Below are 9,795 nucleotides of genomic sequence, written 5' to 3'. Positions count from 1 at the left end.
AACATAAAAGTATTGGTGGTGGAAGACATATCACTCAATCAATTACTGATGAAAACACTATTGGATGATTTCGGATTTGAATGCGATATTGCCGTTAACGGAAAAATAGCCATCGAAAAACTACAAAATAAATCTTACGATATTGTTTTGATGGACTTGCATATGCCCGAAATGAATGGGTTTGAAGCTACAGAGTACATTCGAAACAAAATGAATTCTAAAATCCCCATCATCGCTTTAACTGCCGATGTAACCACGGTTGATTTAGCAAAATGCAAAGCCGTTGGCATGAATGATTACATCACAAAGCCCGTTGACGAAAGATTATTGTACAGTAAAATAGTTGGGTTAGTAAAAAAGAATTTACTTATTAACGGATATAAAGAGAATGGAAACGGTCAAAGTAAAAAGTTAAAGTGCACCGACCTGGATTATTTAATCCGTCGTACAAAATCTGATCCAACATTGATGATGGAAATGATTTCACTTTATTTGAAACAAACCCCACCTTTAATTAATGCAATGAAACAAAGCTTGCAGGATAAAGATTGGAATTCATTGCACGCGGCAGTACATAAAATGATCCCCTCATTTTCAATAATGGGTATTAGTGCCGATTTCGAAAACATGGCAAAAAAAATTCAGGAATATGCAAGCACACAACAACATCTTGATGAATTACCAGAATTGGTTATACAGCTTGAAAACGTTTGCTCTCAAGCCTGCAAAGAATTAGAAGAAGAGTATAACTTGATTAAAAAAACCAACTGATGACGAACGAAAAAAAAATACTACTTTTTCTTGTTGATGATGATGCATTGTTTTTAAAGTCATTAGAAATTGAATTCCTCCAAAATGCCGATTTTACCCTTGAAACATTTGCGACAGGCGAAATTTGCATGGAGAATTTATCACACAACCCTGATGTGATCATTTTAGATTATCATCTTGATGGCATTGATAAAAACGCGATGAACGGAATAGAAATATTAGATAAAATAAAAGCGTTCAATCCAGATATTCCCGTTGTGATGCTATCCTCCCAGGATAAAATTGACGTGGCAATAAGCTGCATGCATCACAGGGCATTTGATTATGTTGTGAAAAGCGAAACCGCCTTCATACGTTTGCAAAAAATCATCACTACTATTTTCCGTTACAAAAAAATGGAAAAGGAATTGAATTGGTATATGGAGAGGATGTAAGATTAAAATGTTTGAATGATGTAACTCTTTTCTGTAATTGTGTAACGCTTTCCGGAATCAAAGGACTCACCTTTGTTCTGTGAAAATTTATTCACAATTTAAAACCAAAAAAATGAAAACGAATAAAATATTAACAACCCTTGCAATAGTATCGATAGCATCGGTTGTTTTAATTGCCGGTTGCAAAAAAGATGAACCTGCCTCTGCAAATCCAATTGTAATTCCCGTTTAAACCACGGTTCTGGCGACAGTACCACTTGCCGATGCATCCAACTTCGCGGTTCTTGCGGGCTCAGCAGTTACCAGCACAGGAGCAGCAACAGTCACTGGCGACCTTGGACTAAGTCCGGGTACTTCGGTGGGTGGGTTTCCTCCCGGGATATTTGTTGGGACACAACACATCAATGATATTAACTCCAATCAGGCGAAACTTGATTTAACCGCAGCACATAATGATGCTGACGGACGAACCAGCACAGATATAGTAACACTGTCGGGAAATATCGGGGGACTTACGCTTACCCCCGGGCTTTATAAGTCAACTTCCTTGCTGGCTATATCATCAGGCGACCTGACTTTTGATGCAAAGGGAAATGCGAGTGCCGTTTTCATTATACAGATAGCATCCACACTCACCACCACATCAGGACGAAAAGTTATCCTCAGCGGAGGAGCATTGGCCTCCAACATTTTTTGGCAGAGGGTTAGCAAGAACCGGTGGAGTTACTATGGCAGGCAATACCATTGTGAAACAGTAAATATTTGCAGGATGAAAAGAGCGTTGCTTATTAAGCAGCGCTTTTTTTTTATCTGTTAGCAATATCGCGAGAAATAAAATGTGTGAATGTTGTAACTCTTTTCAATAATTGCGTAACACTTTCCGGAATTAAGGGACTTACCTTTGCAATGTGATAATGAAGTCACAATTTAAATATATTCTTTAAATATTTACTAACTTTAAAAACTAAACATGATGAAAACACTATTTACAACATTAGCCATTATGTTGGTCCTGGTTTTAACAGGAATACAAGGATCCATTGCTCAAGCAACGGTAAGAGTTTCTTGGGATGCTCAAAACTGCGATCCTTGCCCTTTACCCGGTAATTCATATTTTAAGGTCTGGTGTGCAGTGGTTGATCAATGTGATACGCCCTATGAAATTGTCTTTGAAGATGAGCAGTTGGTAGATGTGTCTGCCACTTATGCTGATTTTCAATTAACTGAATTTTGTCATGGAGCTTCCAGCAATTGCTACATGGTTATAGCAAGTGTAAAAAAACTGTGTCCGGATGGACAGGGTGGATTTGAGGAAACATGTAGTGGAAAAGATCCTGGGGAGTTTAAGACTTGTCAGCAGTTGATGGGAGGCGGTATTATTTCACTAAATCAAATTACTTTAAACTAACTTCATAAAAAATCCAGTGTGTTAGGACACCGGATTTTTAACTCAAAATAGGTTATTAGATATGATGAAATATTTATTTTTTTCTTTTATTCTACTTTTTGTAAAGATTTCAATTGCTCAAAACGAAGCCAATATATGGTACTTTAATAATTATTGCGGTCTTGATTTTAATTCCGGTACACCCGATGTACTTTATGACGGTCAGACAAATACCTGGGGTGGAAGTGCTGCTATCACTGATACATTAGGTAATCTGTTGTTTTACACTGACGGTCATACGGTTTATAATAAAAATCAAGAGTTCATGTCCAATGGTTTAGGCTTAGTTGGTCAAAGTGATTGTGGTGTTGCGATTGTAAAATTGCCCAACTCGGATAATATCTATTATGTTTTTACGGTTGCACACGTTTGGACCGGCTGGCAAGGATTTTATTATTCCATATTTAAAAACCAAAAAAAATGAAAACGAGCAAACTATTAACAACCCTTGCAATAGTATCGGTTGTTTTAATTGCCGGGTGCAAAAAAGATGTTGAGACCAGCATAGATCCTATGGGGACTTCGACAGTTCCCCTCAACTACAAATCAGGTCTGGCAGTGGTTGATCTTGGGGTTGCGGGCGATTTTGCAATTCTGTCGTACGCTGGAATCACCAATACCGGTCCTACGAGTATTACCGGAGATGTTGGAGCGAGTCCTATCACCGGTGCTTCCATGACCGGATTTGAGACAGTAGCTTTAGTCGGAACGATCTACACGGTTGACGCTGCCGGTCCTTTAGGTTACGTGACAAATCCTATTTTGTTAACTCAGGCAATGATTGATTTAACGACTGCATATAACGATGCCGCAGGACGAACAGTAAATCCTATCGGTGTAGCCGGGAATCTTGGCGGACAAACACTTCCCCCGGGACTTTATAAATCCACCAGCTCGCTTGAAATATCGTCAGGCGATCTTACGCTCGATGCTCAAGGCGACGCGAATGCTGTTTGGATTTTTCAAATAGCATCCAGTTTCAATATGACATCCGGTCGCCAAGTTTTCCTAATCGGCGGCGCACAGGCTTCCAACATTTTTTGGCAAGTCGGCAGTGCGGCAACTTTTGGAACAACTGCTGTAATGAAGGGAACCATCATGGCTTATGCAAACATTACGTTTGCTACAGGCGCATCTTTGGAAGGCAGAGCATTGGCGAGAACTGAGTCGGTTACATTAGACGCCAATGCCATTGTAAAGCCTACGCCGTAAAATGGTTGGACTAAATTCCCAATCGATGGCTGAACATCGAAACCCCGCTCTCAAGAGCGGGGTTTCTTATTTATTTTCACTAATCACTATAGAGGAATTTATGAAGATTTATACAACAAATGCAGTAAGTTTTTTAAGCCGATGGACGCATTTCGTCGGTGTCTCGCGAAAAGCGGGACTGACCGCTGTATTACCCTTGTTTCTTTTGATAGCGGGTTGTAAAAAAGAGGATACTGTAGTAGGTCCAACACCAATAGTCATACCTCTTCAAACTACCGTGCAGGCAACGGTCAACCTTCAATCAACCGCAGGTTTTGTGATTCTTGCCGGAAATCTCGGTGGGCTGACACTCACACCCGGGCTCTATAAATCCAGTGGATCACTTGAAATATCGTCAGGTAATCTCACCTTCGATGCCAAGGGGGATGCAAATGCTGTTTTATAATCTGTAAAGCAATATCGCGAGAAAGAATATGTGTGAATGTTGTAACTCTTTACAATAATTGCGTAACACTTTCCGGAATTAAGGGACTTACCTTTGCAATGTGATAATGAAGTCACAATTTAAAAACCAAAAAAAATGAAAACGAGTAAACTATTAACAACCCTTGCAATAGTATCGGTTGTTTTAATTGCCGGGTGCAAAAAAGATGTTGAGACCAGCATAGATCCTATGGGGACTTCGACAGTTCCCCTCAACTACAAATCAGGTCTGGCAGTGGTAGATCTTGGGGTTGCGGGCGATTTTGTGATTCTGTCAAAATCAGGAATTATCGATGTCTTTCCATCTGCTATTACCGGAGATGTTGGAAGTAGTCCAATCACCGGTGCAGCTATTCTAGTAAGTTGTGCAGAAGTGACAGGGACAATTTACACAGTCGATGCTGCCGGTCCTCTTCCATGCAGGGTGACTAACGCCAGCATGTTAACCACGGCTGTAAGTGATATGGAAGCCGCGTACACTGACGCCGCCGGACGTGCTAACCCTGATTTCTCTGAATTGGGCGCCGGAGATATTGGAGGCTTAACGCTCACACCTGGCCTGTATAAATGGACGAGTGCGGTTATCATCCCAACGGATATTTACATTTCGGGTGGCCCGAACGATGTATGGATATTCCAGGTTGCAGGAACCCTTACTATGAGTTCTGCGGTGAAAATTACCCTGAGCGGAGGTGCACAGGCAAATAATATTTTCTGGCAGGCAGCCGGCGCCGTTACCTTCGGAACGACCAGTCATTTTGAAGGGAACATATTGGGGAATACAGGTATTAATTTGCAGACAGGCGCATCAATAAACGGAAGGATATTGGCACAAACTGCGGTATCTCTTCAAATGAATACTGTTAGCTTTACCACCGGTAATGCACCAGATACTATATTGCCCACGGTAAATTCAACAGTCCCGCTCAACAACGCCACAGGTGTTGCGAACAACACGGTAGTTGCATTAACCTTCAGTGAGGCAATGGATCCCTCAACGATTAACACTTCGACATTTACATTAAAGCAAGGGACAACGGCAGTTTCTGGCACGGTGGCTTATTCCGGAACAACAGCAACGTTTACTCCGTCAAATATCCTGGCAGCCAGCACTGAATATACTGCCACGATAACTACCGGGGCAAAGGACTTAGCTGGCAATGCGCTTGCAGCCAACACTGTTTGGAGTTTCACAACCGCTGGTACCACGTCAGGTCTGGCAGTAGTTGATCTTGGGGTTGCGGGCGATTTTGTGATTCTGTCAAAAACAGGAATTACCGATGTCTTTCCATCTGCTATTACCGGAGATGTTGGAAGTAGTCCAATCACCGGTGCAGCTATTCTAGTAAGTTGTGCAGAAGTGACAGGGACAATTTACACAGTCGATGCTGCCGGTCCTCTTCCATGCAGAGTGACTAACGCCAGCATGTTAACCACGGCCGTAAGTGATATGGAAGCCGCGTACACTGACGCCGCCGGACGGCCTAACCCGGATTTTTTGAATTTGGGCGCCGGAAATATTGGAGGCTTAACGCTTACACCTGGCCTGTACAAATGGACGAGTACGGTTATCATCCCAACGGATGTTACAATTTCGGGCGGCCCGGACGATGTCTGGATATTTCAGGTTGCCGGGCTCCTTACTATGAGTTCTGCGGTGAATATTACCTTGAGCGGAGGTGCACAAGCCAAGAATATTTTCTGGCAGGTATCCGGCGTCGTTACCTTCGGAACGACCAGTCATTTTGAAGGGATCATTTTGGGGATGACAGGTATTAATTTGCAGACAGGCGGTTCAATAAACGGAAGGATGTTGGCACAAACTGCGGTAACTCTTCAAATGAATACTGTTACACAGCCATACTAAATTAAAGGAATCAAAATCTTAAAAGAGGCCGTCCCAAAGGGATGGTTTCTTTTATTTATAATCTGTAAAGTCATATCACCAGAAAGAATTTCTGTGAATTATATAACTTATTTTAAAAGTTATGTAACACTTTTCGAAACTAAGAGGCGTATCTTCGCCTCCCCCGTTTAAAAAATGCATATTTTTTGAAATTATATATCAAATACATGGTAAGTAACCGCTGCAAAATTGCGGTGAAAGAAGAGTTGAAAAAACTTGGGCTGCATTTCATCATTGTGGATTTAGGGGAAGTTGAGATCATGGAAAACCTTTCTGAGGAGCAGCGGGAGCAAGTGAAAATTGCCTTGTTCAGCATAGGACTTGAATTAATGGACGACAAAAGAGCTATATTGATTGAAAAAATAAAGAATGTGATTACAGAAATGATTCATTATTCTGATGAATTGCCTAAAACGAATTATTCCGATTACATCAGTGCAAAACTAAATTACGATTACAACTATCTGTCCAACTTATTTTCCGAAGTAAAGAGCATCACCATACAGCAGTTCATCATCATTCATAAGATTGAGAGAGCAAAAGAATTGCTGTTGTACGACGAACTTAATCTTACGGAGATTTCCTATAAATTGGACTACAGCAGTGTTGCTCATTTATCCAATCAATTTAAAAAAATTACAGGACTCTCTCCTTCTCATTTTAAGCAATTGAAGAACAATAGACGAAACCCAATTGAGGACATCGGAATTATGAATTAAAGTTGAAGAGTTTGTCAGGATTAAAAAAGCCAATACATGAAAAACGAAAACAGAATAAAACTTTTCCTGGTTGATGATGATGCCTTGTTTTTAAAATCTTTGGAAATTGAATTCCTTCAACATGGCGATTTTACCATTGAAACATATGCAACGGGCGAACTTTGCATGGAAAGTTTATCACACAGTCCTGATGTGATCATTTTAGATTATCTTCTTGACAGCATTGATAAAAACGCGATGAACGGAATAGAAACACTGGATAAAATAAAAGCATTCAATCCGGATATTCCCGTTGTGATGCTATCCTCCCAGGATAAAATTGACGTGGCAATAAGCTGCATGCATCACAGGGCATTTGATTATGTTGTGAAAAGCGAAACCGCCTTTATACGTTTGCAAAAAATCATCACTACTATTTTCCGTTACCAAAAAATGGAAAAGGAATTGAACTGGTATATGGAGAGGATGTAATTCCCCGATAACCGCCCATTTTGAATCAGTGATATATGTAACTTTTCCCCAAACTTATGTAACACTTTCCGGAATTAAGGGACTTACCTTAGCAATGTGATAATGAAGTCACAATTTAAAAACTAAAAAAATGAAAACGAGCAAACTATTAACAACCCTTGCAATAGTATCGGTTGTTTTAATTGCCGGGTGCAAAAAAGATGTTGAGACCAGCATAGATCCTATGGGGACTTCGACAGTTCCCCTCAACTACAAATCAGGTCTATTGCCGGTAACTCTTGGTTTGACCGACGGATTTGCAATTCTGTCGTACGCTGGAATTACCAATACCGGTCCTACGACTATTACCGGAGATGTTGGAGCGAGTCCTATCACCGGTGCTTCCATGACGGGATTTGAAACAGTAACCATAGACGGAACGATCTACACGGTTGACGCTGCCGGTCCTCCGGGTTACGTGACAAACCCTACTATGTTAACTCAGGCAATGCTTGATTTAACGACTGCATATAACGATGCCGCAGGACGAACAAATCCTATCGGTGTAGCCGGAAATCTTGGCGGACAAACACTTCCCCCGGGACTTTATAAATCCACCAGCTCGCTTGAAATATCGTCAGGCGATCTTACGCTCGATGCTCAAGGCGACGCGAATGCTGTTTGGATTTTTCAAATAGCATCCAGTTTCAATATGACATCCGGTCGCCAAGTTTTCCTAATCGGCGGCGCACAGGCTTCCAACATTTTTTGGCAAGTCGGCAGTGCGGCAACTTTTGGAACAACTGCTGTAATGAAGGGAACCATCATGGCTTATGCAAACATTACGTTTGCTACAGGCGCATCTTTGGAAGGCAGAGCATTAGCGCGAACTGAGTCGGTTACATTAGATGCCAATGCCATTGTAAAGCCTACGGTTGTATACTTCCTATCCCCTGCCCCGGCATTGGCAGTGGTAAATCTTGGGGTTGCGGGCGATTTTGCGATTCTGTCAAAAACAGGAATTACCGATGTCTTTCCATCTGCTATTACCGGAGATGTTGGAAGTAGTCCAATCACCGGTGCAGCTATTCTAGTAAGTTGTGCAGAAGTGACAGGGACAATTTACACAGTCGATGCTGCCGGTCCTCTTCCATGCAGAGTGACTAACGCCAGCATGTTAACCACGGCCGTAAGTGATATGGAAGCCGCGTACACTGACGCCGCCGGACGTTCTAACCCGGATTTCTTGAATTTGGGCTCCGGAAATATTGGAGGCTTAACGCTTACACCTGGCCTGTATAAATGGACGAGTACGGTTATAATCCCAACGGATGTTACAATTTCGGGCGGCCCGGACGATGTCTGGATATTCCAGGTTGCCGGGACCCTTACTATGAGTTCTGCGGTGAATATTACCTTGACCGGAGGTGCACAAGCCAAGAATATTTTCTGGCAGGTATCCGGCGCCGTTACCTTCGGAACGACAAGTCATTTTGAAGGGATCATTTTGGGGATGACAGGTATTAATTTGCAGACAGGCGGTTCAATAAACGGAAGGATGTTGGCACAAACTGCGGTAACTCTTCAAATGAATACTGTTACACAGCCACAATAAATTAAAGGAATCAAAATCTCAAAAGAGGCTGCCGCAAAGGCCAGCCTCTTTTTCTTTCCCCGCAGTTTCCTTAATTAAGCATTGTGATTATGCAAACGAGCGTCCGAAAATAAATTTTTCAGATTACCTCAGTGAGAAGCTCAACTATACCTATCTCGCTAAACTTTTTTCAGAAGTAACAGGCATCACCATTGAACAATATATCCTCACGCACAACATTGAATGGTAAAAGAGTTAATCATTTATGACGAACTCAACCTTACTGAAATTGCCTGGAAACTCCATTACAGCAGTGTAGCACATCTTTCCCATCAATTTAAAAAGATAACAGGTTTAACGCCTTCTTTTTTTAAATCGCTCAAACGCAAAAAACGCAGCACACTTAAAAATGTGTGAATGTTGTAACTCTTTTCAATAATTGCGTAACACTCACGTGTTTAAAGGTGCTGACCTTTGTTCTGTGAAAATTTATTCACAAATAAAAATTATTAAAATGAAAACACAACTACTCAATGTATTAACTGCAGTTATACTGCCTTTGATACCAATTCTAAATTTTGCACAAGCACCTCCTCTGGGAACTGCTGCTGAATTCGTTCTCTTTTCTAGTGTTGGGGCAGTGAGCAATACGGGAATTTCGCAGCTTACAGGCAATGTAGGCACGAACAGCGGTTCCAGCACCGGTTTCGGAAATGTGAACGGTGTGATGCACGACAATGATGGTGCAAGCGCGCAATGTGCAGCAGATTTGCTGATTG

General features: G+C 41.6%; 12 protein-coding genes and 1 pseudogene. All 13 read left to right on the top strand.

The genetic code is table 11. From position 1 onward, the window contains the following. Nucleotides 1-771, top strand: a 771-nt coding sequence (locus tag M0Q51_16530; GenBank protein ID MCK9401582.1) for a response regulator, incomplete at its 5' end; no start/stop codon positions are given. Then, nucleotides 771-1,205 carry a response regulator gene (locus tag M0Q51_16525; GenBank protein MCK9401581.1) on the top strand — a complete coding sequence of 145 codons (435 nt, stop codon included), beginning with the start codon at nt 771-773 and terminating at the stop codon, nt 1,203-1,205. The genes M0Q51_16530 and M0Q51_16525, both read left to right, overlap by 1 nt. Before the next feature lie 241 nt (nt 1,206-1,446). After that, a complete protein-coding gene (locus M0Q51_16520; protein ID MCK9401580.1) occupies nt 1,447-2,022 on the top strand; it encodes an ice-binding family protein in 576 nt (191 codons plus the stop codon). A gap of 153 nt (nt 2,023-2,175) precedes the next feature. Next, nucleotides 2,176-2,613 (top strand): hypothetical protein, encoded by a 438-nt coding sequence (locus M0Q51_16515; GenBank protein ID MCK9401579.1) that lies wholly within the window; start codon nt 2,176-2,178, stop codon nt 2,611-2,613. A gap of 61 nt (nt 2,614-2,674) precedes the next feature. Further along, on the top strand, nt 2,675-3,076 hold the full coding sequence (locus tag M0Q51_16510; protein ID MCK9401578.1) for a hypothetical protein: 402 nt from the start codon (nt 2,675-2,677) through the stop codon (nt 3,074-3,076). Between the two features lie 89 nt (nt 3,077-3,165). Next, the gene (locus M0Q51_16505) at nt 3,166-3,864 is read left to right on the top strand and encodes an ice-binding family protein (protein MCK9401577.1); all 699 of its coding nucleotides are present in this window, start codon (nt 3,166-3,168) and stop codon (nt 3,862-3,864) included. Between the two features lie 25 nt (nt 3,865-3,889). Then, nucleotides 3,890-4,309, top strand: coding sequence for an ice-binding family protein (locus M0Q51_16500; protein ID MCK9401576.1), 420 nt, complete (start codon nt 3,890-3,892; stop codon nt 4,307-4,309). 135 nt (nt 4,310-4,444) lie between these two features. Beyond that, complete coding sequence (locus M0Q51_16495; protein ID MCK9401575.1) at nt 4,445-6,214, top strand: ice-binding family protein; 1,770 nt, start codon at nt 4,445-4,447, stop codon at nt 6,212-6,214. A gap of 185 nt (nt 6,215-6,399) precedes the next feature. Then, nucleotides 6,400-6,972, top strand: a complete 573-nt coding sequence (locus M0Q51_16490; protein ID MCK9401574.1) for an AraC family transcriptional regulator — start codon at nt 6,400-6,402, stop codon at nt 6,970-6,972. A 36-nt stretch (nt 6,973-7,008) separates the two neighbouring features. Further along, nucleotides 7,009-7,443, top strand: coding sequence for a response regulator (locus tag M0Q51_16485; protein MCK9401573.1), 435 nt, complete (start codon nt 7,009-7,011; stop codon nt 7,441-7,443). 130 nt (nt 7,444-7,573) lie between these two features. Then, entirely contained in the window at nt 7,574-9,037 is a 1,464-nt protein-coding gene (locus tag M0Q51_16480) for an ice-binding family protein (GenBank protein ID MCK9401572.1), read from the top strand. A gap of 106 nt (nt 9,038-9,143) precedes the next feature. Continuing rightward, nucleotides 9,144-9,433 (top strand): annotated as a pseudogene (locus M0Q51_16475) (helix-turn-helix transcriptional regulator). A 97-nt stretch (nt 9,434-9,530) separates the two neighbouring features. After that, nucleotides 9,531-9,795: hypothetical protein (locus M0Q51_16470; GenBank protein MCK9401571.1), on the top strand; the 265-nt coding region annotated here is incomplete at its 3' end.

This window comes from Bacteroidales bacterium, assembly GCA_023229505.1.
Classification (GTDB): domain Bacteria; phylum Bacteroidota; class Bacteroidia; order Bacteroidales; family JAGOPY01; genus JAGOPY01.
This window is presented reverse-complemented; position numbering and strand designations above follow the sequence as displayed.